At 64.6% G+C, this 21,533-nt stretch carries 34 protein-coding genes, 1 tRNA gene and 1 pseudogene; 32 read left to right on the forward strand and 4 right to left on the reverse strand.

The genetic code is table 11. From position 1 onward, the window contains the following. The 3 genes from CB0205_RS0104735 to CB0205_RS0104745 form a co-directional block, all read right to left on the reverse strand. A partial coding sequence (locus CB0205_RS0104735; protein ID WP_010314926.1) for an AAA family ATPase occupies positions 1 to 955 on the reverse strand: 955 nt, incomplete at its 3' end. Between the two features lie 16 nt (positions 956 to 971). Beyond that, positions 972 to 2,024 (reverse strand): LdpA C-terminal domain-containing domain, encoded by a 1,053-nt coding sequence (locus CB0205_RS0104740; protein WP_029626116.1) that lies wholly within the window; start codon positions 2,022 to 2,024, stop codon positions 972 to 974. Beyond that, positions 1,985 to 2,452 (reverse strand): NAD(P)H-quinone oxidoreductase subunit N, encoded by a 468-nt coding sequence (locus CB0205_RS0104745; protein WP_010314930.1) that lies wholly within the window; start codon positions 2,450 to 2,452, stop codon positions 1,985 to 1,987. The genes CB0205_RS0104740 and CB0205_RS0104745 overlap by 40 nt, the downstream gene beginning before the upstream one ends. A gap of 391 nt (positions 2,453 to 2,843) precedes the next feature. Between CB0205_RS0104745 and rplC the strand changes: the two genes are divergently transcribed. The 30 genes and pseudogenes from rplC to prfA all read left to right on the forward strand — a co-directional run bounded on the left by rplC (position 2,844) and on the right by prfA (position 19,602). Then, complete coding sequence (rplC, locus tag CB0205_RS0104750) at positions 2,844 to 3,491, forward strand: 50S ribosomal protein L3 (RefSeq protein WP_010314932.1); 648 nt, start codon at positions 2,844 to 2,846, stop codon at positions 3,489 to 3,491. Between the two features lie 11 nt (positions 3,492 to 3,502). Beyond that, positions 3,503 to 4,138 carry a 50S ribosomal protein L4 gene (gene rplD / locus CB0205_RS0104755; RefSeq protein WP_010314934.1) on the forward strand — a complete coding sequence of 212 codons (636 nt, stop codon included), beginning with the start codon at positions 3,503 to 3,505 and terminating at the stop codon, positions 4,136 to 4,138. Next, positions 4,131 to 4,433 (forward strand): 50S ribosomal protein L23, encoded by a 303-nt coding sequence (locus tag CB0205_RS0104760; protein ID WP_010314935.1) that lies wholly within the window; start codon positions 4,131 to 4,133, stop codon positions 4,431 to 4,433. Before rplD ends, CB0205_RS0104760 begins: the two co-directional genes overlap by 8 nt. Before the next feature lie 15 nt (positions 4,434 to 4,448). Beyond that, a complete protein-coding gene (rplB, locus tag CB0205_RS0104765) occupies positions 4,449 to 5,312 on the forward strand; it encodes a 50S ribosomal protein L2 (RefSeq protein ID WP_010314938.1) in 864 nt (287 codons plus the stop codon). Between the two features lie 35 nt (positions 5,313 to 5,347). Continuing rightward, complete coding sequence (gene rpsS, locus CB0205_RS0104770) at positions 5,348 to 5,623, forward strand: 30S ribosomal protein S19 (RefSeq protein ID WP_010311665.1); 276 nt, start codon at positions 5,348 to 5,350, stop codon at positions 5,621 to 5,623. Between the two features lie 4 nt (positions 5,624 to 5,627). Beyond that, entirely contained in the window at positions 5,628 to 5,981 is a 354-nt protein-coding gene (rplV, locus tag CB0205_RS0104775; RefSeq protein ID WP_029626117.1) for a 50S ribosomal protein L22, read from the forward strand. A gap of 19 nt (positions 5,982 to 6,000) precedes the next feature. Then, on the forward strand, positions 6,001 to 6,729 hold the full coding sequence (rpsC, locus tag CB0205_RS0104780) for a 30S ribosomal protein S3 (protein ID WP_010314943.1): 729 nt from the start codon (positions 6,001 to 6,003) through the stop codon (positions 6,727 to 6,729). A 16-nt stretch (positions 6,730 to 6,745) separates the two neighbouring features. Beyond that, a complete protein-coding gene (rplP, locus tag CB0205_RS0104785; protein WP_029626118.1) occupies positions 6,746 to 7,210 on the forward strand; it encodes a 50S ribosomal protein L16 in 465 nt (154 codons plus the stop codon). 2 nt (positions 7,211 to 7,212) lie between these two features. Then, positions 7,213 to 7,422: a 50S ribosomal protein L29 gene (gene rpmC, locus CB0205_RS0104790; protein WP_010314946.1), complete on the forward strand. Its 210-nt coding sequence runs from the start codon at positions 7,213 to 7,215 to the stop codon at positions 7,420 to 7,422. 17 nt (positions 7,423 to 7,439) lie between these two features. Beyond that, positions 7,440 to 7,690, forward strand: a pseudogene (gene rpsQ, locus CB0205_RS0104795) (30S ribosomal protein S17). A gap of 12 nt (positions 7,691 to 7,702) precedes the next feature. Next, positions 7,703 to 8,068 carry a 50S ribosomal protein L14 gene (gene rplN / locus CB0205_RS0104800; RefSeq protein ID WP_010314948.1) on the forward strand — a complete coding sequence of 122 codons (366 nt, stop codon included), beginning with the start codon at positions 7,703 to 7,705 and terminating at the stop codon, positions 8,066 to 8,068. 1 nt (position 8,069) lies between these two features. Beyond that, the gene (gene rplX / locus CB0205_RS0104805) at positions 8,070 to 8,426 is read left to right on the forward strand and encodes a 50S ribosomal protein L24 (protein WP_010314950.1); all 357 of its coding nucleotides are present in this window, start codon (positions 8,070 to 8,072) and stop codon (positions 8,424 to 8,426) included. Positions 8,427 to 8,490: 64 nt separating this feature from the next. Next, a complete protein-coding gene (gene rplE, locus CB0205_RS0104810) occupies positions 8,491 to 9,030 on the forward strand; it encodes a 50S ribosomal protein L5 (RefSeq protein ID WP_010314952.1) in 540 nt (179 codons plus the stop codon). Positions 9,031 to 9,050: 20 nt separating this feature from the next. Further along, entirely contained in the window at positions 9,051 to 9,452 is a 402-nt protein-coding gene (gene rpsH / locus CB0205_RS0104815; RefSeq protein WP_010314954.1) for a 30S ribosomal protein S8, read from the forward strand. 16 nt (positions 9,453 to 9,468) lie between these two features. Further along, the gene (gene rplF / locus CB0205_RS0104820) at positions 9,469 to 10,008 is read left to right on the forward strand and encodes a 50S ribosomal protein L6 (RefSeq protein WP_010314956.1); all 540 of its coding nucleotides are present in this window, start codon (positions 9,469 to 9,471) and stop codon (positions 10,006 to 10,008) included. 32 nt (positions 10,009 to 10,040) lie between these two features. Beyond that, on the forward strand, positions 10,041 to 10,406 hold the full coding sequence (rplR, locus tag CB0205_RS0104825; protein ID WP_010314960.1) for a 50S ribosomal protein L18: 366 nt from the start codon (positions 10,041 to 10,043) through the stop codon (positions 10,404 to 10,406). A gap of 14 nt (positions 10,407 to 10,420) precedes the next feature. Continuing rightward, entirely contained in the window at positions 10,421 to 11,065 is a 645-nt protein-coding gene (rpsE, locus tag CB0205_RS0104830; protein ID WP_010314962.1) for a 30S ribosomal protein S5, read from the forward strand. An 8-nt stretch (positions 11,066 to 11,073) separates the two neighbouring features. Then, positions 11,074 to 11,526 carry a 50S ribosomal protein L15 gene (gene rplO, locus CB0205_RS0104835; protein WP_010314964.1) on the forward strand — a complete coding sequence of 151 codons (453 nt, stop codon included), beginning with the start codon at positions 11,074 to 11,076 and terminating at the stop codon, positions 11,524 to 11,526. A 90-nt stretch (positions 11,527 to 11,616) separates the two neighbouring features. Beyond that, positions 11,617 to 12,933, forward strand: coding sequence for a preprotein translocase subunit SecY (gene secY / locus CB0205_RS0104840; protein WP_010314968.1), 1,317 nt, complete (start codon positions 11,617 to 11,619; stop codon positions 12,931 to 12,933). A gap of 36 nt (positions 12,934 to 12,969) precedes the next feature. Further along, positions 12,970 to 13,518, forward strand: coding sequence for an adenylate kinase (locus CB0205_RS0104845; RefSeq protein ID WP_010314970.1), 549 nt, complete (start codon positions 12,970 to 12,972; stop codon positions 13,516 to 13,518). 46 nt (positions 13,519 to 13,564) lie between these two features. After that, positions 13,565 to 13,678 (forward strand): 50S ribosomal protein L36, encoded by a 114-nt coding sequence (gene rpmJ, locus CB0205_RS0104850; RefSeq protein WP_006173336.1) that lies wholly within the window; start codon positions 13,565 to 13,567, stop codon positions 13,676 to 13,678. A gap of 119 nt (positions 13,679 to 13,797) precedes the next feature. Continuing rightward, positions 13,798 to 14,163 carry a 30S ribosomal protein S13 gene (gene rpsM, locus CB0205_RS0104855; protein ID WP_010314989.1) on the forward strand — a complete coding sequence of 122 codons (366 nt, stop codon included), beginning with the start codon at positions 13,798 to 13,800 and terminating at the stop codon, positions 14,161 to 14,163. 123 nt (positions 14,164 to 14,286) lie between these two features. Then, positions 14,287 to 14,679 (forward strand): 30S ribosomal protein S11, encoded by a 393-nt coding sequence (gene rpsK, locus CB0205_RS0104860; RefSeq protein ID WP_010314991.1) that lies wholly within the window; start codon positions 14,287 to 14,289, stop codon positions 14,677 to 14,679. Positions 14,680 to 14,735: 56 nt separating this feature from the next. Then, a complete protein-coding gene (locus CB0205_RS0104865; protein ID WP_010314993.1) occupies positions 14,736 to 15,674 on the forward strand; it encodes a DNA-directed RNA polymerase subunit alpha in 939 nt (312 codons plus the stop codon). A 40-nt stretch (positions 15,675 to 15,714) separates the two neighbouring features. Then, positions 15,715 to 16,065: a 50S ribosomal protein L17 gene (rplQ, locus tag CB0205_RS0104870; protein ID WP_010314995.1), complete on the forward strand. Its 351-nt coding sequence runs from the start codon at positions 15,715 to 15,717 to the stop codon at positions 16,063 to 16,065. 92 nt (positions 16,066 to 16,157) lie between these two features. Then, positions 16,158 to 17,027 (forward strand): tRNA pseudouridine(38-40) synthase TruA, encoded by an 870-nt coding sequence (gene truA / locus CB0205_RS0104875; RefSeq protein WP_010314997.1) that lies wholly within the window; start codon positions 16,158 to 16,160, stop codon positions 17,025 to 17,027. 239 nt (positions 17,028 to 17,266) lie between these two features. Further along, complete coding sequence (rplM, locus tag CB0205_RS0104880) at positions 17,267 to 17,719, forward strand: 50S ribosomal protein L13 (RefSeq protein WP_010314998.1); 453 nt, start codon at positions 17,267 to 17,269, stop codon at positions 17,717 to 17,719. Continuing rightward, on the forward strand, positions 17,716 to 18,117 hold the full coding sequence (gene rpsI, locus CB0205_RS0104885) for a 30S ribosomal protein S9 (protein ID WP_010314999.1): 402 nt from the start codon (positions 17,716 to 17,718) through the stop codon (positions 18,115 to 18,117). The genes rplM and rpsI overlap by 4 nt, the downstream gene beginning before the upstream one ends. A gap of 32 nt (positions 18,118 to 18,149) precedes the next feature. Next, a complete protein-coding gene (gene rpmE, locus CB0205_RS0104890) occupies positions 18,150 to 18,413 on the forward strand; it encodes a 50S ribosomal protein L31 (protein ID WP_010315003.1) in 264 nt (87 codons plus the stop codon). A gap of 85 nt (positions 18,414 to 18,498) precedes the next feature. Next, a complete protein-coding gene (gene prfA, locus CB0205_RS0104895; protein WP_010315005.1) occupies positions 18,499 to 19,602 on the forward strand; it encodes a peptide chain release factor 1 in 1,104 nt (367 codons plus the stop codon). On the opposite strand, the gene CB0205_RS0104900 is transcribed toward prfA, so the two are convergent. Next, entirely contained in the window at positions 19,595 to 20,113 is a 519-nt protein-coding gene (locus tag CB0205_RS0104900; protein WP_010315006.1) for an HNH endonuclease, read from the reverse strand. The genes prfA and CB0205_RS0104900 overlap by 8 nt on opposite strands. Positions 20,114 to 20,187: 74 nt before the next feature. On the opposite strand from CB0205_RS0104900, the gene alr reads away from it, so the two are divergent. Then, on the forward strand, positions 20,188 to 21,405 hold the full coding sequence (gene alr, locus CB0205_RS0104905; RefSeq protein ID WP_010315010.1) for an alanine racemase: 1,218 nt from the start codon (positions 20,188 to 20,190) through the stop codon (positions 21,403 to 21,405). A gap of 18 nt (positions 21,406 to 21,423) precedes the next feature. Then, a tRNA-Ser gene (locus CB0205_RS0104910) sits at positions 21,424 to 21,512 on the forward strand. The last annotated feature ends 21 nt before the right edge of the window (positions 21,513 to 21,533 follow it).

Consider the following 21,533-nt stretch of genomic DNA (forward strand, 5'->3'; position numbering starts at 1 on the left):
GACCGCGCAGCAGCAGGTCCACCGTGCGGGCGACGTCGCGATGCACGAGCCAGCGGTCGCGGCTGTGCATTTCCACCGCCATGGGGAAGGTGGGTTCGGCGGCGCGCTCGAGGACGGTCTTTTGCGTCCGTCGCCGCCGGGCCTCCTCGTCGCCGAGGGTGACGGATTCGATGCCCCCCACCAGGTCGCTGAGGGTGGGGTTCTTGACCAGATTGGCCAGCTCGTTGCCGTGGGCCGTGGCCACCAGCATCACGCCCCTCTCGGCGATGGTGCGCGCCGCCTGGGCCTCCAGCTCCGTCCCGATCTCATCGATCACGATGATCTCGGGCATGTGGTTCTCCACCGCCTCGATCATCACCTGGTGCTGCAGCTCCGGCCGGGTCACTTGCATGCGCCGGGCCCGGCCGATGGCGGGGTGAGGGATGTCCCCATCGCCTGCAATTTCGTTGCTGGTGTCGATGACGACCACCCGCTTGTCCAGCTCATCGGCCAGGACCCGTGCAATCTCTCGAAGGGCGGTTGTTTTGCCGACGCCTGGGCGCCCCATCAGCAGGAGCGACTGACCGGAATCCATCAGGTCCCGGACCATGGCCACGGTGCCGAACACCGCTCGGCCGACCCGGCAGGTCAGGCCGACGACGTCGCCGCTGCGGTTGCGAATGGCGCTGATGCGGTGCAGGGTCCGCTCGATGCCCGCTCGGTTGTCGCCTCCAAAGGTTCCGAGTTGTTCGACCACCGCCGCCAGGTCGCTGCGCTCAATCGGGTTCGCCCCAAGGGGGACGGCACGTCCCGGGTAACGGGCCTCAGGGATCCGGCCGAGATCAAGGACGACCTCAAGCAATTGCTCACGGGCTTCAGCGGAGCCCAGGGCACTGCGCACGGCCTCGGGCAAGACCTCGAGCAGGCGATCGAGGTCGTCCGTGATGCGTTGCGGGCTGGTCGGTGCTGAAGCCATGGGGGCGTTCTAGCGATTAGCGCTCCAGCCAGGGTTGGATGAGGGCCATCACGCTGGTGCTGGCGATCGCTTCGAGCTCGGGAATGTCCCTCAGGGGCTGCCCGCGCTCATCGGCTTCCTGCAGCCAGGGTTGCAGCAGGCTGCGGGCCATCCCGCCAAAGGCAACACCGGCCGCCCGGCGGCTGGGGCCCAGGAGCTCAACCGTTTTGCCGTTGGTTCCCCCGGCCAGTTGCAGCGGGCCTGGCGGTGCCCAGGGGGCGATCGCCTCCAGCAATTTCACGGCGGAGCGGGCGGTCCCCACTCCGACGTCCCCGCTCATGGGACGACCATCGAGCTGCCAGAGCGGCCGGTAGCCCGCCTGGCGCAGGGCGCCAAAGCGCTGCCAGAGCTCCCTGGCGAGCTCCCGGCTACTCAGGGGTGTGGTCTCCTGGCTGCCGGCGCCCCGCTCCAGTCCGCAGCTGATCGCCAGGCGCTGGAGGCGAACGCCGCTGGCCTTGAGCTGGCTCAGGCGGGCTTCGAAGGCGCTCTGTCGTCCCGCCTGGGTGTGCAGTTCAACCGCATCCGGGTTGATGCTCCGGAGGAGTTCGGGGACCGCTTCGGCGCTGAGCCACTGCTGCTGTTCATCGATCAGGCCCAGGGGGCAGGCGGGCAGGCAGCGCCCACAGCCGTAGCAGCGCTCCGCCTGGACGCCGCCGTGATCGCCAATGGCCAAGGCCGGGCAGACCTTTTGGCAGGGCCTGGGGCAGTCGGTGGGACAGCGGCTGGGGTCAAAGCTGGCCTTGCGGAAGTGGGGGTCGGCGCCGTCGCTGAGGCTGACCATCAGCCAGGGGCGCTGGGCACCCCGGGCCACAGCCCAGTCCATGCCGCGCCTGGCGGCCTCCGCAACGCCCGTATCGGCGGCAATGTCGATGCAGTGGATGCCCGCTGCGGTGTAGAGCGCGCAGAGGTCTTCGATGGCCGCCAGGTCTTGATTTCCGGCGCCGCAGATCAATTTGACCCAGCGGCCGTTTTGAAGGGCCGCCTCTGGGGTCAAACGGTTGCGGTCAGAACGGAGCTCAGGGGCTGCCATCGCAGGGCACGGGCGCCGCCCATCTCCACGACGATCTTCAGGCGGGGCTCCCGTTGGGTCAGATTGATCAGCGACTCGAGCTCAGCGGTGGAGAGGACCTGCCCCTCCAGCAGCCAAAGCAGCACAGGGGCGTTGCCCTCAAAGAGGTGTCCCAGTTGTGGGGTGGCCATTTGCACCTCACCAACGGCCGCGCCGCGGCCAACGCTTTGGTGCCCGAGGTGGGGAGGACGCACGCCGTGGGACTGCAGAAGGAACGCTTCTGGATCCCCCAGGCCGCGTGCGGAGGTGAGCTGGGCCCGGTAGCCAGCGGCGCGCATCCGGCGCAGCAGCCTGGTCTCGGCGCCACCTTCTAATGGTGCGTAGAGGGCCAAGGCGCCCGCCCGCTCCAGCTCCTGGCGGAAACCGCGGCCGGTGAGCAGCAGGGGCATGGGGCGGATCAGCGCTTGCGGAAGTCTGGCAGCTGATCGCAAGGGAAGGGTGTTATGCGCTGGGGTATGGTGTTCGCTTGTGCAATTGCAACTGTGCCCGTCCGCTAGCCGGGCCTCCAGGGCAATGCACAAGGTCGCCAGTGGTGGCGGCCTTCCCGGGCCCGTGTGGCTCTTCTGAGTCGCCGGGATACTGCTCAACCTTGAAGACGCCTTTGGCTTCTTCTTCTGAGCAAGTCCCAGCCCCCACTGATTCGAGTCGCTAGCTCCGCCGCATTGGTCCACTGCAGTTCCGGGTTAACCGGAAATTTCAGCTCCATCGGTTTCTTGCGCCACTCGATTCAGTCACGCCACTCCCTGTGAGTGGTGGTCCAGCTGGCGTATCTCCCTCCTTATGTCCATCGGCATTCTTGGGAAGAAACTGGGCATGTCCCAGTTCTTCGACGACGAAGGCAGGGCCATCCCGGTCACCGTGATCGAGGCAGGTCCTTGCCGCATTACCCAACTCAAAACCGACAGCACCGACGGCTACACCGCCGTTCAGCTGGGCTTCGGTGATATCCGCGAAAAGCTCGTCAGCAAGCCCGCTAAGGGCCACCTGGCTAAGTCGGGCGACGAGCTGCTGCGCCACCTGAAGGAATACCGCGTTGACTCTGTCGACGGTCTGGAACTCGGTGGTGACGTCACCGTGGCCGCCTTTGAGGCGGGCCAGAAGGTCGATGTGAGCGGCGACACCATCGGTCGTGGTTTCGCTGGTTACCAGAAGCGCCACGGCTTCAGCCGCGGTCCCATGACCCACGGTTCGAAGAACCACCGCGAGCCTGGCTCCACCGGTGCGGGTACGACCCCCGGCCGCGTGTACCCCGGCAAGCGCATGGCTGGTCGCTACGGCGGCAAGCAAATCACCACCCGCGGCCTCACCATCCTCAAGGTGGATGCTGAGCGCAACCTGCTCGTGGTGAAAGGCTCGGTTCCCGGTAAGCCCGGAGCCCTGCTGAACATCCTCCCCGCTAAGCGGGTGGGCGCCAAAGCCGCGAACTGAGGAGGACAGAGATGGCTAACTGTGTTGTTCGCGACTGGCAAGGCAAAGAGGCCGGCAAGGCCAGCCTTGACCTGAAAGTCGCTAAGGAAAGCTCCGCTAACGATCTGGTGCACCGCGCTGTGGTGCGTCAGCTCGCCCATGCCCGTCAGGGCACGGCCAGCACCCTCACCCGCGCTGAGGTGGCCGGCGGTGGCCGCAAGCCCTACAAGCAGAAGGGCACCGGTCGCGCCCGTCAGGGTTCGATCCGGACCCCCCTGCGTCCCGGCGGTGGTGTGGTGTTCGGGCCGAAGCCCCGCACCTACAACCTTGCGATGAACCGCAAGGAGCGTCGCCTGGCTCTGCGCACTGCGCTGATGAGCCGCGCCGCTGACATCACTGTGGTGAAGGGCTTTGCTTCGGGTCTTGAAACCCCGAAGACCAAAGAAATCACCGCTGCCCTGAGCCGCTTCGGCATCGCCGCTGGCTCCAAGGTGCTGGTGGTGCTGGATGCCCCCAGCGAGGTGGTGCGCCGCTCGGTGCGCAACCTCGAAAAGGTGAAGCTGATCGCCGCAGATCAGCTCAACGTGTTCGACCTGCTCCACGCCAATTCCTTGGTGGTGAGCGAGGAAGCACTCGCGAAGATTCAGGAGGTCTACGGCGATGACTGAACGCTTTCAAGGTCGCCTGGCGGATGTGATCCGTCGGCCCCTGATTACTGAGAAGGCCACCCGCGCCATCGAGCTCAATCAGTACACCTTTGAGGTGGACCATCGGGCTGCCAAGCCCGACATCAAGGCTGCCGTTGAACAACTGTTCGACGTCAAAGTCGTTGGTGTGAGCACCATGAACCCCCCTCGCCGCTCCCGCCGCGTGGGCCGATTCGCCGGCAAGCGTGCCCAGGTGAAGAAGGCTGTGGTTCGCCTTGCCGATGGCAATGCCATCCAGCTGTTCCCTGAAGCCTGAGGGGTCTGAAGAACTATGGGAATCCGTAAGTACCGCCCCATCACCCCCGGCACCCGTACCCGTGTCGCCAGCGATTTCGCTGAAGTCACCGGTCGTGGTCGCGAACGGGGCCTGGTGGTGGCCAAGCACCAACGCAAAGGTCGCAACAACCGCGGTGTGATCACCTGCCGCCATCGCGGTGGTGGCCACAAGCGCCTCTATCGCCTGGTCGACTTCCGCCGCAATAAGCACGGTGTGGTCGCCAAGGTGGCAGCGATCCACTACGACCCCCACCGCAACGCCCGCCTGGCTTTGCTCTTCTACGCCGATGGCGAGAAGCGCTACATCCTGGCTCCGGCTGGCGTGACCGTGGGCTCCACCGTGGTCTCCGGCCCCGATGCTCCGATCGAGACCGGCAATGCCCTGCCCCTCTCGGCGATCCCCCTGGGCTCCAGCGTTCACTGCGTTGAGCTCTACGCCGGTCGCGGTGGCCAGATGGTTCGTACCGCTGGTGCCAGCGCTCAAGTGATGGCCAAGGAAGGTGACTACGTCGCCCTCAAGCTGCCCTCCACCGAGGTGCGCCTGGTCCGCCGTGAGTGCTACGCCACCCTCGGCGAAGTGGGTAACGCTGAGGTTCGGAACACCAGCCTGGGCAAGGCCGGCCGTCGCCGCTGGCTGGGTCGTCGCCCCCAGGTCCGAGGCAGCGTGATGAACCCCTGCGATCACCCCCACGGTGGTGGCGAGGGCCGCGCTCCGATCGGCCGTTCTGGCCCTGTCACTCCTTGGGGTAAGCCTGCACTGGGCCTCAAGACCCGCAAGCGGAACAAACCCAGCAATCGGTTTGTGCTCCGGAAACGTCGCCGCACCTCCAAGCGGAGCCGTGGCGGACGCGATTCCTGATCAACCTCACCGCTTTGCTGTTCGTTTAAACCGCTATGGGACGTTCACTCAAAAAAGGTCCGTTCATTGCCGACAGCCTTCTGCGGAAGGTTGAGAAGCAGAACGCCGCCGATGACAAGTCCGTGATCAAGACCTGGTCACGTGCTTCCACGATTCTGCCGATGATGATCGGCCACACCATTGCCGTGCACAACGGCAAGGCCCATGTGCCCGTCTACGTGACGGAGCAGATGGTGGGCCACAAGCTGGGGGAATTTGCGCCAACGCGCAACTTCCGCGGCCACATCAAGGACAAGAAAGGAGGCCGCTGAGGACATGGCAAACACCTCATCCACGACTGCCCAGGCACACGGCCGCTATATCCGCGGTTCCGTGTCCAAGGTTCGCCGGGTTCTCGACCAGATCCGCGGTCGCAGCTATCGCGACGCGCTGATCATGCTCGAGTTCATGCCCTACCGCTCCACCGGACCGATCACCAAGGTCCTGCGCAGCGCTGTGGCCAACGCCGAGCACAACCTGGGTCTCGATCCCGCCTCTCTCGTGATCTCTGTCGCTACGGCTGACATGGGTCCGGTGATGAAGCGTTATCGCCCCCGTGCCCAGGGTCGCGCCTACGCGATCCAGAAAAAGACTTGCCACATCAGCATTGCTGTGGCTCCTGCCGCCTGACCCCCGAGGACACCGATCGATGGGACACAAGATCCATCCAACCGGCTTGCGCCTGGGGATCACCCAGGAACACCGGTCCCGCTGGTACGCCCCCAGCAAGACCTATCCGTCTCTCCTGAAGGAAGACGATCAGATCCGTAAGTTCATCCACAAGAAGTACGGCGCCGCTGGCATCAGCGACGTTGTGATCGCCCGCAAGGCCGATCAGCTTGAGGTTGAGCTCAAAACTGCCCGCCCCGGCGTTCTCGTCGGCCGCCAGGGCAGCGGCATTGAAGAGCTGCGCAGCGGCATCCAAAAAACCATTGGTGACTCCGCCCGTCAGGTGCGGATCAACGTGGTGGAAGTGGAGCGCGTTGACGCTGACGCCTTCCTGCTGGCTGAGTACATCGCTCAACAGCTCGAGAAGCGTGTTGCCTTCCGTCGCGTCATGCGTATGGCCATCCAGCGTGCTCAGCGCGCTGGTGTCCTGGGCATGAAGCTTCAGGTCAGCGGCCGCCTCAACGGTGCAGAAATTGCCCGTACCGAGTGGAGCCGTGAAGGTCGGGTGCCCCTGCACACCCTCCGCGCCGACATCGACTACGCAACCAAAGTGGCCACCACCACCTACGGGGTGCTGGGCATCAAGGTTTGGGTCTTCAAAGGGGAAGTGCTTCCCGGCACTCAGGACAAGGTGCCCGTGGGTGCTGCGCCCAAGCGCCGCGCTAGCCGCCGGCCCCAACAGTTCGAAGACCGTTCGAACGAAGAGTGATCAGGAGGCCTGAACCATGCTGAGTCCAAGACGCGTCAAATTCCGTAAGCAGCAGCGCGGCCGCATGCGCGGTGTCGCCACCCGTGGCAACACCATCGCCTTCGGTCAGTTCGCTCTGCAGGCCCAAGAGTGCGGGTGGATCACCTCCCGCCAGATTGAGGCCAGCCGCCGTGCCATGACCCGCTACGTCAAGCGGGGCGGAAAGATCTGGATCCGGATCTTCCCCGACAAGCCGGTGACCATGCGCCCCGCCGAGACCCGGATGGGTTCCGGTAAGGGCAACCCGGAGTTCTGGGTGGCTGTGATCAAGCCCGGCCGCATTCTCTTCGAGATGGGCGGTGCCGAAATCACCCCCGAGATCGCCAAAGAGGCCATGCGCCTGGCGCAGTACAAGCTGCCCGTGAAGACCAAGTTCCTGACCCTGGCGGATCAGGAAGCTGACCAGGCTGCCGCCGCGGCCGCCACCACCGTGGAGTCCTGACCATGGCCCGTCCCGACATCGCCGAGGTGCGCAAGCTTTCCGACGGCGACATCACCACGCAGATCGACGACACCCGTCGCGAACTGTTCACCCTTCGTTTCGAGCAGGCCACCCGCCGTCTCGAGAACCCGCACCGCTTCAAGGCCGCCCGCATCAAGCTGGCCCAGCTGCTGACGGTGCAAACGGAGCGCAAGAGCTCCGCCGCTTCCTGATCCCCTAAGTAACCGTTATGGCAACCAAGGAAAGGGTCGGCACCGTCGTCAGCGACAAGATGGATAAAACCGTGGTGGTGGCGGTCGAAAACCGCTTCCCCACCCCATCTATCAAAAGACGGTGAGCCGCACCAAGCGCTACAAGGCGCACGATGAGGCCAACACCTGCAAGGTGGGTGACCGCGTCCGCATCACCGAAACCCGTCCCCTCAGCCGCACCAAGCGTTGGTCCGTGGCCGAGGTGCTGAACAACAGCAGCGCCAGCTGAGGAGACCTCCCGATGATTCAACAGGAAACGTTCCTCAACGTCGCTGACAACAGCGGCGCCAAGCGCATCCAGTGCATCCGCGTGCTGGGCACCAACCGTCGCTACGCCCACGTGGGCGACGTGATCGTGGCCGCCGTCAAGGACGCCATGCCCAACATGGGCGTGAAAAAGTCCGACGTGGTCAAGGCTGTGGTGGTTCGCACCAAAGCCACCATGCGTCGCGTCAACGGCAACTCGATCCGTTTTGACGACAACGCTGCCGTGATCCTCGGCACTGACAACAACCCCAAGGGAACCCGCGTCTTCGGTCCTGTGGCTCGCGAACTGCGTGACCGCAACTTCACCAAGATCGTGTCCCTCGCTCCGGAGGTGATCTGAGATGGCGACTGCCACCCCTAAAGCCAAAGTTCAGGTGCGCGCCAAAATGCGCATCAAGAAGGGCGACACCGTCCAGGTGATCAGCGGTAAGGACAAGGGCAAGACCGGTGAGGTCCTGCGCACCCTTCCCTATGAGAACCGCGTGGTTGTGCAGGGCATCAACCTGCGCACCCGTCACATGAAGCCCACCCAGGAAGGCGAAACCGGTCGCATCGTGACCGAAGAGGCCTCCCTGCACGCTTCCAACGTGATGCTGTATTCCACCGATAAGAAGGTGGCCAGCCGCGTGGAAATCGTGGTGGAGAAGGACGGCACCAAGAAGCGCCGCCTCAAGAAAACCGGCGAGATCCTCGACTGATCTCTCTTACATCGACCTTGTCCGCCTTCTGACCAAGCCCAGAAGCGCATCTCCTTTCCCCGTCATGTCCCTTAAACAGAACTATCGGGAGAAGATCCAGCCCAAGTTGCTTAAGGATCTCAGTCTCTCGAACATTCACGAAGTCCCCAAGGTGGTGAAAGTCACCGTCAACCGGGGTCTCGGCGAAGCCGCAGCCAACGCCAAGGCCCTTGAGGCCTCGATCGAGGAGCTGGCCACCATCACCGGTCAAAAGGTGGTTGTGACCCGCGCCAAGAAGGCCATCGCTGGCTTCAAAATCCGTCAGGGCATGCCGATTGGCGTGGCCGTCACCCTCCGCGGTGACCGCATGTATGCGTTCCTCGAGCGTCTCATCAACCTGGCTCTCCCCCGCATCCGCGACTTCCGCGGTGTGAGCGAGAAGAGCTTCGACGGTCGTGGCAACTACACCCTCGGGGTGAAGGAGCAGATCATTTTTCCCGAGATCTCTTTCGACAAGATCGATGCCATCCGGGGCATGGACATCACCATCGTGACCACTGCCCGTAACGACGAAGAGGGCCGGGCCCTCCTCCGCGAGATGGGAATGCCGTTCCGCAGCAACTGAGCCCTCTTCGGACCCGACCTATGGCTAATCACGACCCGATTTCCGACATGCTCACCCGCATTCGCAATGCGAGTGAGAAACGTCATCAATCCACCAAGGTGCCTGCCTCGCGCATGGCCCAGAGCATCGCCAAGGTGCTGCAACAGGAAGGTTTCATCGCCGAGATCACCGAAGAAGGTGAAGGCGTGATGAAGCACCTGGTGCTGGAACTCAAGTACAGCGGCAAGCATCGCCAGCCGATCATCCGCACCGTGCAGCGAGTCAGCAAGCCTGGCCTGCGCGTCTACAAGAACACTCGTCAGCTCCCCAAAGTGCTGGGCGGTCTCGGCGTGGCCATCATCTCCACCTCCAAGGGTGTGATGAGCGACCGCGACGCCCGCAAGCAGGGCGTCGGTGGCGAAGTGCTCGCTTACGTCTACTGATTAGGGGGATTGATTCATGTCTCGTATTGGTAAATCGCCGATTCCCGTTCCGGGCGGCGTCACCGTCAGCCTCAACGGCCTTGACGTCAAAGTCAAAGGCCCTAAGGGCGAACTGAGCCGCACCCTGCCTGAGGGCGTGGCCATTGCTCAGGACGGCAGCACCCTTGTGGTCTCCCCCTCCAGCACCAGCCGTCGCTCCCGTGAGCGCCACGGTCTGTGCCGGACCCTCGTGGCCAACATGGTCGAGGGTGTCAGCCAGGGCTTCACCCGCAAGCTCGAGATCGTCGGTGTGGGTTACCGCGCCGCCGTTCAGGGCAAGAAGCTCGTCGTCAGCGCTGGTTACAGCCACCAGGTCGAAATGATCGCCCCCGAGGGCGTGACCTTCGCCGTCGACGGCAACACCACCGTGATTGTCTCCGGCCCCGACAAGGAGCTGGTGGGCAACGAAGCGGCCAAAGTTCGCGCCATCCGTCCCCCCGAGCCTTACAAGGGCAAGGGCATCAAGTACGCGGGCGAACGCATCCTCCGCAAGGCCGGTAAGACCGGTAAGAAGTGAGGTCTGCTTAAGCGTTTTTACCCAGTACTTCCATGTCCACCCTTTCCCGCAAGCAGCAGACACAAAAGCGTCACCGCCGTCTGCGCCGCAATCTCTCCGGCACCGCCGCGCGTCCTCGCCTGGCTGTGTTCCGCTCCAACAACCACATCTACGCACAAGTCATCGACGACGTTGCGCAGAGCACCCTCTGCTCTGCCTCCACCGTCGATAAAGAGCTCCGCAGCAACGTCACCATCGGCGCCACCTGCGATGCTTCTGTCGCAGTCGGTCAGCTGGTCGCCAAGCGTGCCCTTGCCAAGGGCATTCAATCGGTGGTCTTCGATCGTGGCGGCAACCTCTACCACGGCCGTGTCAAGGCCCTGGCTGACGCCGCCCGGGAAGCGGGCCTTCAGTTCTGATCCCTGCTCTCACCATGACCGAAACCAACAACACCCAGTCCAACGCCGTGCCAGCGGCAGCTGACGTGCCCGCAGCGGCCGAAGGTCAGCAGCAGGACCAGCGCCGTGGTGGTCGCGGCGAAGGCCGTGGCGACCGTCGCGGTGGCGACCGCCGTGGCCGTCGTGGCCAGGAGCGTGACTCCGAATGGCAGGAGCGCGTGGTGCAAATCCGCCGCGTCTCCAAGACCGTCAAGGGCGGTAAGAAGATGAGCTTCCGGGCCATCGTTGTCGTCGGCAACGAGAAGGGCCAAGTCGGCGTCGGCGTCGGCAAGGCTGGCGACGTGATCGGTGCTGTCCGCAAGGGCGTCGCCGATGGCAAGAAGCACCTGGTCAAGGTGCCTCTGACCCGTCACTCCTCGATCCCCACCCTGAGCAACGGCCGTGACGGCGCTGCCAGCGTTCTGATCCGTCCCGCTGCCCCTGGTACCGGTGTGATCGCAGGTGGTTCCATCCGTACGGTGCTTGAGCTTGCCGGCATTAAGAACGTGCTCGCTAAGCGCCTAGGCTCCAAGACCCCCCTGAACAACGCCCGCGCCGCCATGGATGCCCTGGCCGGCCTGCGTACCCACAAGGAGACCGCCAAGGAGCGTGGCATCTCCCTCGAGCAGATCTACTCCTGAGGACCGCCATGACGTCGCTCAATCTCCAGTCCCTCGCCCCCCAGAAGGGGGCCCGTCGCCGCAAGCTGCGTAAGGGACGCGGCATCGCCGCCGGCCAAGGCGCCAGCTGCGGTTTCGGCATGCGCGGTCAGAAGTCCCGTTCGGGTCGTCCGACCCGTCCTGGCTTCGAGGGTGGCCAGATGCCTCTGTACCGCCGGGTGCCGAAGCTGAAGCACTTCACCGTGATCAACCCCAAGAACTACACGGTGATCAACGTTGCCAAGCTGTCCGAGCTCAAGGCCGGCAGCACCGTCAACATCGACACCCTGGTGAAGGACGGTCTGGTGACCAACCCCAAGGCCCCCCTGAAGGTCCTGGGTAATGGCGAACTCAGCGTGAAGCTGACCGTCCAGGCGGCCGCGTTCACCGCCTCGGCCCGCCAGAAGATCGAAGCCGCTGGTGGCACCTGCGAAGAGATCTGATCTCCGCTTGTCCACGGCCCATTAAGGTCAATGCCGTCTGGTGATCGGATCGATCGCTAGGCGGTTTTTTCTTGTTCGTCTGCACCTGCCATGGTCGTCAGCCGGGGGCGTAACCCCAGTGCCGGTGAAATCCTCACGCAGCTGGTCCAAGCCAAGGATCTGCGCGACAGGGTTCTCATCACCTTGGGGCTGCTGCTCCTGGTGCGTCTGGGCATCTATATCCCCGTGCCTGGGATCGACCGCCAGGCCTTCCAGGCCTTCGCTGCCCAAGGCGGCTCCCTGCTGGGCTTCCTGGACATCTTCACCGGTGGCGGCATCTCCGCGTTGGGTGTTTTCGCCCTGGGGATCCTTCCCTTCATCAACGCCTCGATCATCATTCAGCTGCTGACATCCGCCCTGCCGCAGCTGGAGGATCTGCAGAAGAACGAAGGCGAGGCGGGACGCCGCAAGATCGCCCAGTACACCCGCTATGTCGCCCTGGGCTGGGGACTGTTCCAAAGCATCGTCTTTGCCCTGATCCTCCGTCCCTACGCCCTTCCCGGCACACCGGATCTGGTCTTCGTCGTGCAGACGGCGATCGCCCTAGTGACAGGTTCGATGGTGGTGATGTGGCTCAGTGAGGTGATCACCGAGCGGGGCATCGGCCAGGGCGCGTCCCTGGTCATCTACCTGAACATCGTGGCCACTCTCCCCAGGGCCTTGGGCTCGACCATCGAGTTGGCCCAAACCGGCGGTCGTGAGGCCGTTGGCGGCATCGTCGTCCTGGTGGCGGTCTTCCTGATCACCATCGTTGGCATCGTCTGCGTCGAGGAGGGCAGCCGCCGCATCCCGATCGTCAGCGCCAAGCGCCAGGTAGGCGGGGCCGGGATCTCCGCCCGCCAGAGCTACCTGCCCCTGAAGCTCAATGCCGGTGGCGTGATGCCGATCATCTTTGCCTCGGCCGTGGTCTTCCTGCCGCTGCAGATCGCCAACTTCAGCAAGAACCCCACGCTGATTCAGGTCGCCAGTTTCCTGAGCCCCAACAGCAGCACCCCCTGGGTCTATGCGCTGCTCTTCTTCGGGCTGATCATTGGCTTCTCCTTCTTCTACGCCACCCTCACGGTGCGTCCTGTGGACGTGGCCTCCAACCTCAAGCGCGGTGGTGTCGCCATCCCTGGGGTTCGCCCTGGCTCAGCGACCACGGCTTACCTGACGGGTATCCAAAACCGTCTGACTTTGCTGGGCGCCCTTTTCCTAGGGGCTGTGGCGATCGTGCCCTCGGCCGTGGAGTCGGCCACGCGCGTGCAGACCTTCCAAGGCTTGGGTGCCACGAGCCTGTTGATCTTGGTTGGCGTCGCGATTCAGACCGCCAAGCAACTGCAAACCGCCGTGATCTCCCAGCGGTACGAAGGCATGGTTCGCCAGTAACTCCCCCCTCCTTGCTCCTTCTCTTCCTTCCTTGCCATGAAGCAACGTCTGCTGTTCCTCGGTCCCCCCGGCGCCGGTAAGGGCACCCAAGCCCAGAAGCTTGCCGAGAGCCAAGGCCTGCTCCACCTCTCCACCGGTGATCTGCTGCGGGCTGAAGTCGCCGCCGGCAGCGACCTGGGCAAAGAGGCGGAGGCCGTGATGGCCCGCGGTGAGCTGGTGAGCGATGCACTGGTGCTGGCGATCGTCCGCAGCCGCCTGCAAAACCACAGTGGTGGCTGGTTGCTGGATGGCTTCCCCCGCAACGTCGCCCAGGCCGATGCCCTGGCCAGCCTGCTCGAGGAGCTGGGCCAGCAGATCGAGCTCGTCGTTCTGATGGAACTCGATGACGGTGTTCTGGTGCAGCGATTGCTCTCCCGCGGCCGGGCCGACGACAACGAGGAGGTCATCCGCCACCGCCTGGAGGTCTACCGCGTGCAAACCGAGCCCCTGATTGCCTATTACCGCGAACGCGGGCTGATTGCCCCGGTCGAAGCGGCCGGCACAGTCGACGCCATTGCCGATCGGATCGCAGCCATGTTGGGTTGACCCCTGTGGTAAGGTCGCTGTTTGGAAATTTGGAGAGACCGCTCCCATGAAGGTGCGTGCCTCGGTCAAGAAAATGTGCGACAAGTGCCGCGTGATTCGCCGGCACGGTCGGGTGATGGTCATCTGCACCAACCCGAAGCACAAGCAGCGCCAGGGTTGATCCTGCGCTGACCTTGCCCCCGGTCCCTTGGGACCAAAACAACTGGCTTGAGTGTCTCTCGGTTCGTTCTGAGGGCAACCGCTCAAGTCCTTCCCCTGCTCACCCCCAACGTTTTTTCAGTGGCTCGTATCGCCGGCGTTGATATTCCTCGCGACAAGAGGATCGAAATCGCCCTGACCTACGTCTACGGAATCGGCCTGACCACGGCCCAAAAGATTCTGGCCAAGACCGGTGTCAACCCCGACACCCGCGTCAAGGACCTGGATGATTCCGACGTCCAAAAGCTGCGCGGTGCAACCGAGAGCTACACCCTCGAAGGCGATCTTCGCCGTCAGGAGGGCATGGCCATGAAGCGCCTGCAGGACATCGGCTGCGTCCGTGGCCGTCGTCACCGCGTCGGTCTGCCCGTTCGCGGTCAGCGCACCCGCACCAATGCCCGGACCCGCCGCGGTAGCCGCAAGACCGTGGCCGGTAAGAAGAAGTAAGCCGCGGCTTGCCCTAGCCCTTTGGCCCCCTAGCACCTGCCGTTCGGCCGATTGCGTGCCGTCGTCACCAGGTTGCCCCCCTAAGACCCCCGATCACCTCCCTGCGACCGCAGGGCTTTATCCATGGCCAAGCCCGCCAAGAAATCTGGTTCCAAGAAGACGAAGCGCAACGTCCCTAATGGCGTTGCCCACATCCAGAGCACGTTCAACAACACCATCGTCTCCATCACTGACACCGCTGGTGAAGTGATCTCCTGGAGCTCCGCTGGTGCCAGCGGTTTCAAGGGCGCCCGTAAAGGCACCCCCTTCGCCGCCCAGACCGCCGCAGAAGCAGCAGCCCGTCGCGCCCTTGAGCAGGGGATGCGCCAAATCGAGGTGCTGGTTCGCGGTCCTGGTTCCGGTCGTGAAACCGCCATCCGTGCCCTGCAGGTTGCCGGTCTGGAGATCACCCTGATCCGTGACGTCACCCCGCTGCCCCACAACGGTTGCCGCCGTTCCAAGCGTCGCCGGGTCTGATTCGACGCATCGACTAGCCCCAGAGGGGGTCCATCCACCTATCTGAGCTTCAGACCGTGTTGCAGTACCAGATCGATCGGGTTGAACACCAGATCGCTGACGATCGTTCCCAAACCGGCGTCTTCGTCATTGGCCCCCTTGAGCGTGGCCAGGCGACGACCCTCGGTAATTCCCTGCGCCGCATGCTGATGGGTGCCCTGGAGGGCAGCGCCATCACCGCCGTGCGCATCGCTGGCGTGAACCACGAGTACGCCACCGTTCCTGGCGTCCGCGAAGACGTCCTCGACATCCTTCTCAACTGCAAGGACGTTGCCGTCAACAGCCGCACCCGCGAGCTGGAGATCGGCCGCCTGGTCGTGAATGGTCCTGCGACCGTCACCGCCGGTGACCTGCAGTTCTCCTCACAGGTGTCGGTGATCGACCCCGCCCGCCCCATTGCCACCGTCGCCGAAGGCCACAGCCTGGAGCTCGAGGTGCACGTCGAGCGTGGTGTTGGCTATCGCCCCGTTGACCGCCGCGTTGAGGACACCAGCGCTGTCGATCTTCTCCAGATTGACGCCGTCTTCATGCCTGTCCAGCGGGCGAATTACACCATCGACGAGACCGCTGTCGGTGAAGGCGGATCGGCCCGTGAGCGCCTGCGTCTGGAGATTCAGACCGACGGCTCCCTGACGCCTGACGACGCGATGGCCCAGGCCGCCAACCAGCTGATCACCTTGATCCAGCCCATGGCGACCCTGACCATGGAAGAGGAGCAAGGCCAGGAGCCCGAGCCCTCCGCCGAAGCTCAGATTCCCCTGGAAGAGCTGAACCTCTCGGTTCGCGCCTACAACTGCCTGAAGCGCGCCCAAGTCAACTCCGTGTCTGACCTGATGGGCTTCAGCTACGAAGATCTGCTCGAAATCAAGAACTTCGGTTCCAAGTCGGCTGACGAGGTGATCGAGGCCCTCGAGCGCATCGGTATCTCTCTGCCCCAGAGCCGCACCAGCGCCTGATCGCGCAGCACCCTGTCTCCCGCGTTAACCCGATTTAGTCATGCGTCACCAGTGCCGAGTCCCCAAGTTGGGGCGTCCCGCCGACCAGCGCAAAGCCATGCTTCGCGCTCTGACCACTCAGCTGATCCGTGAAGGTCGTCTGACCACCACCAAGGCCCGTGCCAAGGCGCTTCGCGATGAAGCTGAGCGCATGATCACCCTGGCCAAGGACGGCAGCCTTGCCGCCCGCCGTCGTGCCATCGGCTACATCTACGACAAGCAACTGGTCCACGCCCTGTTCGACAAGGCCCAGGAGCGTTACGGCGACCGCAATGGCGGTTACACCCGCATCATTCGCACCGTTCCCCGCCGTGGCGACAACGCCGAAATGGCGATCATCGAGCTGGTCTGAGTCCGTGGGTCCGAGCGGACCTGCTGTCGATCATCCGCGCCGCGTGGGGGGCTCTCCTCCGCGCGGTTTTTTATGGCTTTGGTGCAGCAGCTTTGACTGACGCGACGCCAGCAGGGGGGCTTAGGCGCATCGCCCTCTGCCTGCAGTACGACGGCTCGGCCTATTGCGGCTGGCAGCGCCAGCCCCGGGACCCCAGCGTCCAGGAAGCGCTGGAGCGGGCCTTGGTTCAGTTGGATCCAGATGGCCCCGCCACCGTTGTGGCGGCTGGCCGAACCGACAGCGGCGTTCACGCCGCTGGCCAGGTGGTGCATTTCGACTGCGCCGGCCCGATTCCTCCGCACCGCTGGCCCGCGGCCCTCAACGGCCGCCTGCCGGCCAGCATCCGCGTGCGTTCAGCAGCTTCCGTTCCCGCGGACTGGCATGCCTGCTTTAGCGCCACCTACAGGCGCTACCGCTACACGATCTACAACGCCCGCATCCCCAATCTGTTTCTGGCTCCCTGGAGCTGGCACCGCTATCAGTTCAGGCTCGATGAGGACCGGATGCGCGAGGCCCTCGAGGGCATGCTCGGGGAGCACGATTTTGCGGCGTTTGAGAGGGCGGGTAGCGCCCGTTCACACTCCCGTACGACCCTCCAGGAGGTCTCGGTGCAGCGCCGCGGTGACCTGCTGGAGGTGGAGCTTCAGGCCAGCGGCTTTCTCTACGGGATGGTGCGCCTTGTGATGGGGCAGCTGGTGGCCGTCGGGGAGGGACGCCTCAGCCTGGAGGCCTTCAGTCGCCGCTGGCGAAACCAGGCCCGTGAGGAGGTCAAAGAAGCCGCTCCCCCGCAGGGGTTGTGCCTGCTGAGGGTGGGCTACCCGAGTGAGGTCTTCCCCCAGGCTGCCTGGTACGATTGTCAACCGCGGTATTTGCTGGAGGGCTCTGATGCACCGCCAGCAGCACCGGGTCAGTCCTTGCACTGACTGGGTCTGCCGGTCTCAGAGTTGACCTGCCGATGTCCATCGGCGGCCAGCCCCTGCCTGTAAACCCTGTCCCCCGAAGTGGGGATCGGCGAAGCGGTAGGTTCACTCAACGAGCGATTGACACCCGAGTGATCGGGTGGCTGCCGTCATTAGTCGAGACCCACAGTCCAGACACCCTGTCCAACCCCACCCGCCTAAGCGTGGTGATGGGGTCCTATCCGAACCGGCCCGCCGGCGCGATGAACAAGACTCTCGTCCCCCCCCAGGATTCCTCAGCACGCCAGTGGTATCTGGTGGACGCTGAGAACCAGACCCTCGGCCGGCTTGCCACCGAGGTCGCTTCGGTTCTGCGGGGTAAGAACAACCCCAACTTCGCCCCTCACATCGACGCCGGCGACTTCGTCGTGGTGATCAATGCTGAGAAGGTGCGTGTGAGCGGCAACAAGGCTTCCGACAAGGTCTACCGCCGTCACTCCGGTCGCCCCGGTGGCATGAAGACCGAAACCTTCGCTGCGCTGCAGGCACGGATCCCCGAGCGGATCATCGAGAAGGCCGTTAAGGGCATGCTTCCCCACAACGCTCTCGGTCGTCAGCTCTTCCGCAAGCTGAAGGTCTACAAGGGTGCTGAGCACCCCCACGCCGCCCAACAGCCCAAGGCCCTGGCCCTCGATCCCGCCGCTTCCGCCAAATGAGCACCACCAAAGTCGTCTACTGGGGAACCGGCCGTCGTAAGACCGCCGTGGCACGCGTCCGCGTCGTTCCTGGCAATGGCACCGTGACCATCAACGGTCGTCCCGGTGACAACTACCTGAACTACAACCCCGCCTACCTGGCGGCAGTCAAGGCTCCCCTGCAGACCCTTGGTCTGGGTGGTGAGTACGACCTGCTGGTCAACGTCCGCGGTGGTGGTCTGACCGGTCAGGCCGATGCCATCAAGCAAGGCGCTGCCCGTGCCCTGTGCGAGCTGTCCCCCGACAACCGCAAGCCCCTCAAGACTGAAGGGCACCTCAGCCGTGACCCGCGCGCCAAGGAGCGTCGTAAGTACGGCCTGAAGAAAGCCCGTAAGGCTCCTCAGTTCTCCAAGCGCTGATTGCGCTTTCGCCCCTCAGCCCCGTACCCGTCATGCCGAAGGCCGACATTCACCCCACCTGGTATCCCGATGCCAAGGTGATCTGCAACGGAGAAGTGGTGATGACCACTGGCTCCACCTCCCCCGAGATCCACGTCGACGTCTGGAGCGGCAACCACCCCTTCTATACCGGGACCCAAAAGATCCTGGACACCGAGGGTCGTGTGGATCGCTTCATGCGCAAGTACGGCATGGGCAGCGCTGCTGGCGCCGATGCCAAAGCCGAGCCCAAGGCCGAAGCAGCCGAGAAGGCCTGATCGGTCACTCACGTCTGACGTGACATTCATTCCCCAAGCCGGATGCTCTAGGGCGTCCGGCTTTTTGCTGGCTTGAGCCGCTTCCATGGATGCTTCTTTCCTGCGTGAACGTCTGGAGACGGCACGCACCACCTTTGAAACCCTGGAGCGGCAGCTGGCAGACCCGGATGTGGCTGCCAACCCAGCGCAGCTGGAGCCCATCGCGCGGGAGCGGGCCCGGCTGGAGCCCCTAGTGCTGGGCTACGACCAGCTTTGCCAGTGGCGCAAACAGGAACAGGAGGCCAGGCAACTCCTGAAGGAGTCCCGCGGCGACCAGGAGATGGAGGCCCTGGCCCAAGAGGAGCTCAGCGGTCTGGCGACACAGATTGCCGCCATGGAGGAGCAGCTGACCTTGGCGCTTCTGCCCCGTGATCCCCGGGACGAACGCAGCGTGATGCTCGAGATTCGCGCCGGTGCGGGTGGCGATGAGGCGGCGATCTGGGCGGGGGATCTGGCTCGGATGTACGAGCGCTACGCCCAGAGCGTCGGCTGGAAAGTCCAGCCCGTCAGTGCCTCGGAGGCGGAACTGGGGGGCTACAAGGAACTGATTCTGGCGATCCAGGGCGACAGCGTCTTCAGTCAGCTCAAGTACGAAGCCGGTGTGCACCGGGTGCAGCGGGTGCCCGCGACCGAGTCCCAGGGCCGGGTCCACACCTCGACGGCCACGGTGGCGGTCATGCCCGAGGCCGATCCCGTGGAGGTTCAGATCGACCCAACGGACCTGGAGATCAGCACCGCCCGCTCGGGCGGCGCCGGCGGCCAGAACGTCAACAAGGTGGAGACGGCCGTGGACCTGCTGCACAAACCCACCGGCATCCGGGTGTTCTGCACCCAAGAGCGCTCCCAGCTGCAGAACCGTGAACGGGCCCTGGAGATCCTGCGGGCCAAGCTCTATGAGCGCGAGCTGGCCGAGGCCAACGCCAAGGAGCGCTCGGCCCGTCTGGCCCAGGTGGGTAGTGGCGATCGCAGCGAGAAGATCCGCACCTACAACTACAAGGACAACCGCACGACCGATCACCGCCTCGGCCGCAACTTCTCACTGGAGCCGGTGCTGCAGGGGCAACTGGCTGAGTTGATCGGCGCCTGCGTCTCCGCTGACCAACGGCGGCAGTTGGAGGAACTGGCTGATCAGGCCAGCGGGGTCAACTAGCGAGCGGGTTCTCCCAGCCGTCCACGTACTTGGCCCATTCCAGGTGGCCGCCCTTGGCCATCTGCCGTTGGGCCTCAAAGACCGCACCGCTGAGCGGCCGCCGGGGTGCCGATTGCAGGGGCATGCTCGCTTCCTTGGGCGTGCGATTGCCCTTGTGCACGTTGCAGCGAAGGCAGGCCGTGGTGACGTTGTCCCAGCTGTGGCTGCCGCCGCGGCTGCGGGGCAGGACGTGATCGATCGAGAGCCGTTCGCTGCTGCTGCCGCAGTACTGGCAGCGCTGACCATCGCGGTGGAAGACGTTCCGGCGGGTCAGGGGCAGTGGCCGGAAGGGCACGCGGACGAATTGCCGTAGACGAATCACCGTTGGCAGTCCCAGGCCTGGCCGAAGTTGCCGCCCGGGGGAGTGCTCCAGCCCCTCGGCTTTTCCCTTGAGCACCATCACTGTTGCCCTGCGCCAGGTGGTGACGTTCAGGGGCTCGTAGGAGGCGTTCAGAACCAGAACCGAGCCCATGGGAGCGCTGCCTGGGGAGCTGCGCTGGGCAACCCCGTAATTTCTATGCATGCTAGGTGCACTGCCAAGGGCGGATGGTTGACGCATCGCCTGCTGCTGCCTTCGAGGACCCGGCGGCCGCTGCCTTGGCGCCGCAGCCCCATCCCCGTCAGCGCGCCTGGGTGGAAATCGATGAGGCGGCGATCCAGGCCAACGCCGAGGCCCTGAGGCGCTCGCTGCAGCCGGGCTGTGCGCTGATGGCGGTGGTCAAGGCCGATGGCTATGGCCACGGCGCGGTCCCGGTCGCCCGTTCTGCCGCCGCCGGTGGGGCCAGCTGCTTTGGGGTGGCCACGCTTCAGGAGGGGGTGGAGTTGCGCCAGGCGGGCCTGGATCAGCCCGTCCTGGTGCTGGGCAACCTCAGCCATCCGGATGAGTTGCGGGCCTGCCTGCATTGGCAGTTGATGCCCACCCTCAGCGGCATGCGTGAGGCGTTGCTCTGCCAGAACCTGGCCAGCGGTAGCGGTCGTCAGTTGGCGGTCCACCTCAAATTGGACACCGGCATGAGCCGGCTCGGCGCGCCCTGGGAGGAGGGGCCGCGGTTGGTTCAGGCCATCGCCGGTCTGGAGTCGCTGCAGCTGGCGGGGGTCTATTCCCACCTGGCTGGAGCCGATGCCCCGGGAAATGGACTGGATGCCCTGACGGCCACCCAGCAGCAGCGCTTCGACTCTGTCCTGACGGGACTGCAGCAGCAGCAGTTGCCTTCGGGTTGCCGCCACCTGGCCAATTCCGCTGGGACGCTGCGCAGCCGTCAGTTGCACTACGACCTGGTGCGGGTGGGGCTGGCCCTCTACGGCCAGCGCCCCTCGGATCACCTCGGTTCCGGTCTGGACCTGCAGCCGGCGATGCACGTCCGTGCCCGGGTCAGCTTGATTCGGGAGGTCCCCGCCGGGGTTGGTGTGAGCTACGGCCATCGCTTCATCACCCAACGGCCTAGCCGGCTGGCGGTGGTGGGGATTGGCTATGCCGATGGCGTCCCGCGGCTGCTCTCCAACCAGCTGGAGGTGCTCTTCGGCGGTCAGAGGGTGCCCCAGCTGGGGGCGATCACCATGGATCAGCTGGTGCTGGATGCCACGGATGTACCGGAGCTGGAGGCCGGCAGCGTCGTCACGCTGCTCGGGGAGGAGGCCGGTGAGCGGATCGATCCCACGGCCTGGAGCGACCCGATCGGTACCATCCCCTGGGAGATCCTCTGCGGTTTCAAACACCGCTTGCCGCGCCTGCCCCAACGGGCCGTTCGCGGTGCCAGCGCCTGATAGTCTTTGCGGGCCACTGGAGAGGTGGCTGAGTGGTTGAAAGCGGCTCCCTGCTAAGGAGTTACAGGAGGCAACTTCTGTCGAGGGTTCGAATCCCTCCCTCTCCGTTCCCGACCGGGACACCCCGA

This window comes from Synechococcus sp. CB0205, from assembly GCF_000179255.1.
Taxonomy (GTDB): domain Bacteria; phylum Cyanobacteriota; class Cyanobacteriia; order PCC-6307; family Cyanobiaceae; genus Vulcanococcus.

What these genes read in the sequence shown, in the direction of transcription:
- rpsE (WP_010314962.1), top strand. Translation starts at nt 10,421, where the DNA reads ATGACCGAAACCAACAACACCCAGTCCAACGCCGTGCCAGCGGCAGCT.
- rplO (WP_010314964.1), top strand. Translation starts at nt 11,074, where the DNA reads ATGACGTCGCTCAATCTCCAGTCCCTCGCCCCCCAGAAGGGGGCCCGT.
- secY (WP_010314968.1), top strand. Translation starts at nt 11,617, where the DNA reads ATGGTCGTCAGCCGGGGGCGTAACCCCAGTGCCGGTGAAATCCTCACG.
- rpsI (WP_010314999.1), top strand. Translation starts at nt 17,716, where the DNA reads ATGAGCACCACCAAAGTCGTCTACTGGGGAACCGGCCGTCGTAAGACC.
- rplB (WP_010314938.1), top strand. Translation starts at nt 4,449, where the DNA reads ATGGGAATCCGTAAGTACCGCCCCATCACCCCCGGCACCCGTACCCGT.
- rplV (WP_029626117.1), top strand. Translation starts at nt 5,628, where the DNA reads ATGGCAAACACCTCATCCACGACTGCCCAGGCACACGGCCGCTATATC.
- rplM (WP_010314998.1), top strand. Translation starts at nt 17,267, where the DNA reads ATGAACAAGACTCTCGTCCCCCCCCAGGATTCCTCAGCACGCCAGTGG.
- CB0205_RS0104900 (WP_010315006.1), bottom strand. Translation starts at nt 20,113, where the DNA reads ATGGGCTCGGTTCTGGTTCTGAACGCCTCCTACGAGCCCCTGAACGTC.
- rpsK (WP_010314991.1), top strand. Translation starts at nt 14,287, where the DNA reads ATGGCCAAGCCCGCCAAGAAATCTGGTTCCAAGAAGACGAAGCGCAAC.
- rplN (WP_010314948.1), top strand. Translation starts at nt 7,703, where the DNA reads ATGATTCAACAGGAAACGTTCCTCAACGTCGCTGACAACAGCGGCGCC.
- rpsH (WP_010314954.1), top strand. Translation starts at nt 9,051, where the DNA reads ATGGCTAATCACGACCCGATTTCCGACATGCTCACCCGCATTCGCAAT.
- rpsC (WP_010314943.1), top strand. Translation starts at nt 6,001, where the DNA reads ATGGGACACAAGATCCATCCAACCGGCTTGCGCCTGGGGATCACCCAG.
- rpmC (WP_010314946.1), top strand. Translation starts at nt 7,213, where the DNA reads ATGGCCCGTCCCGACATCGCCGAGGTGCGCAAGCTTTCCGACGGCGAC.
- CB0205_RS0104760 (WP_010314935.1), top strand. Translation starts at nt 4,131, where the DNA reads ATGACTGAACGCTTTCAAGGTCGCCTGGCGGATGTGATCCGTCGGCCC.
- CB0205_RS0104745 (WP_010314930.1), bottom strand. Translation starts at nt 2,452, where the DNA reads ATGCCCCTGCTGCTCACCGGCCGCGGTTTCCGCCAGGAGCTGGAGCGG.
- rplF (WP_010314956.1), top strand. Translation starts at nt 9,469, where the DNA reads ATGTCTCGTATTGGTAAATCGCCGATTCCCGTTCCGGGCGGCGTCACC.
- rpmJ (WP_006173336.1), top strand. Translation starts at nt 13,565, where the DNA reads ATGAAGGTGCGTGCCTCGGTCAAGAAAATGTGCGACAAGTGCCGCGTG.
- CB0205_RS0104740 (WP_029626116.1), bottom strand. Translation starts at nt 2,024, where the DNA reads ATGGCAGCCCCTGAGCTCCGTTCTGACCGCAACCGTTTGACCCCAGAG.
- CB0205_RS0104845 (WP_010314970.1), top strand. Translation starts at nt 12,970, where the DNA reads ATGAAGCAACGTCTGCTGTTCCTCGGTCCCCCCGGCGCCGGTAAGGGC.
- rplE (WP_010314952.1), top strand. Translation starts at nt 8,491, where the DNA reads ATGTCCCTTAAACAGAACTATCGGGAGAAGATCCAGCCCAAGTTGCTT.
- rplD (WP_010314934.1), top strand. Translation starts at nt 3,503, where the DNA reads ATGGCTAACTGTGTTGTTCGCGACTGGCAAGGCAAAGAGGCCGGCAAG.
- alr (WP_010315010.1), top strand. Translation starts at nt 20,188, where the DNA reads ATGGTTGACGCATCGCCTGCTGCTGCCTTCGAGGACCCGGCGGCCGCT.
- rplR (WP_010314960.1), top strand. Translation starts at nt 10,041, where the DNA reads ATGTCCACCCTTTCCCGCAAGCAGCAGACACAAAAGCGTCACCGCCGT.
- rplQ (WP_010314995.1), top strand. Translation starts at nt 15,715, where the DNA reads ATGCGTCACCAGTGCCGAGTCCCCAAGTTGGGGCGTCCCGCCGACCAG.
- rplC (WP_010314932.1), top strand. Translation starts at nt 2,844, where the DNA reads ATGTCCATCGGCATTCTTGGGAAGAAACTGGGCATGTCCCAGTTCTTC.
- rplX (WP_010314950.1), top strand. Translation starts at nt 8,070, where the DNA reads ATGGCGACTGCCACCCCTAAAGCCAAAGTTCAGGTGCGCGCCAAAATG.
- rpmE (WP_010315003.1), top strand. Translation starts at nt 18,150, where the DNA reads ATGCCGAAGGCCGACATTCACCCCACCTGGTATCCCGATGCCAAGGTG.
- rplP (WP_029626118.1), top strand. Translation starts at nt 6,746, where the DNA reads ATGCTGAGTCCAAGACGCGTCAAATTCCGTAAGCAGCAGCGCGGCCGC.
- prfA (WP_010315005.1), top strand. Translation starts at nt 18,499, where the DNA reads ATGGATGCTTCTTTCCTGCGTGAACGTCTGGAGACGGCACGCACCACC.
- rpsS (WP_010311665.1), top strand. Translation starts at nt 5,348, where the DNA reads ATGGGACGTTCACTCAAAAAAGGTCCGTTCATTGCCGACAGCCTTCTG.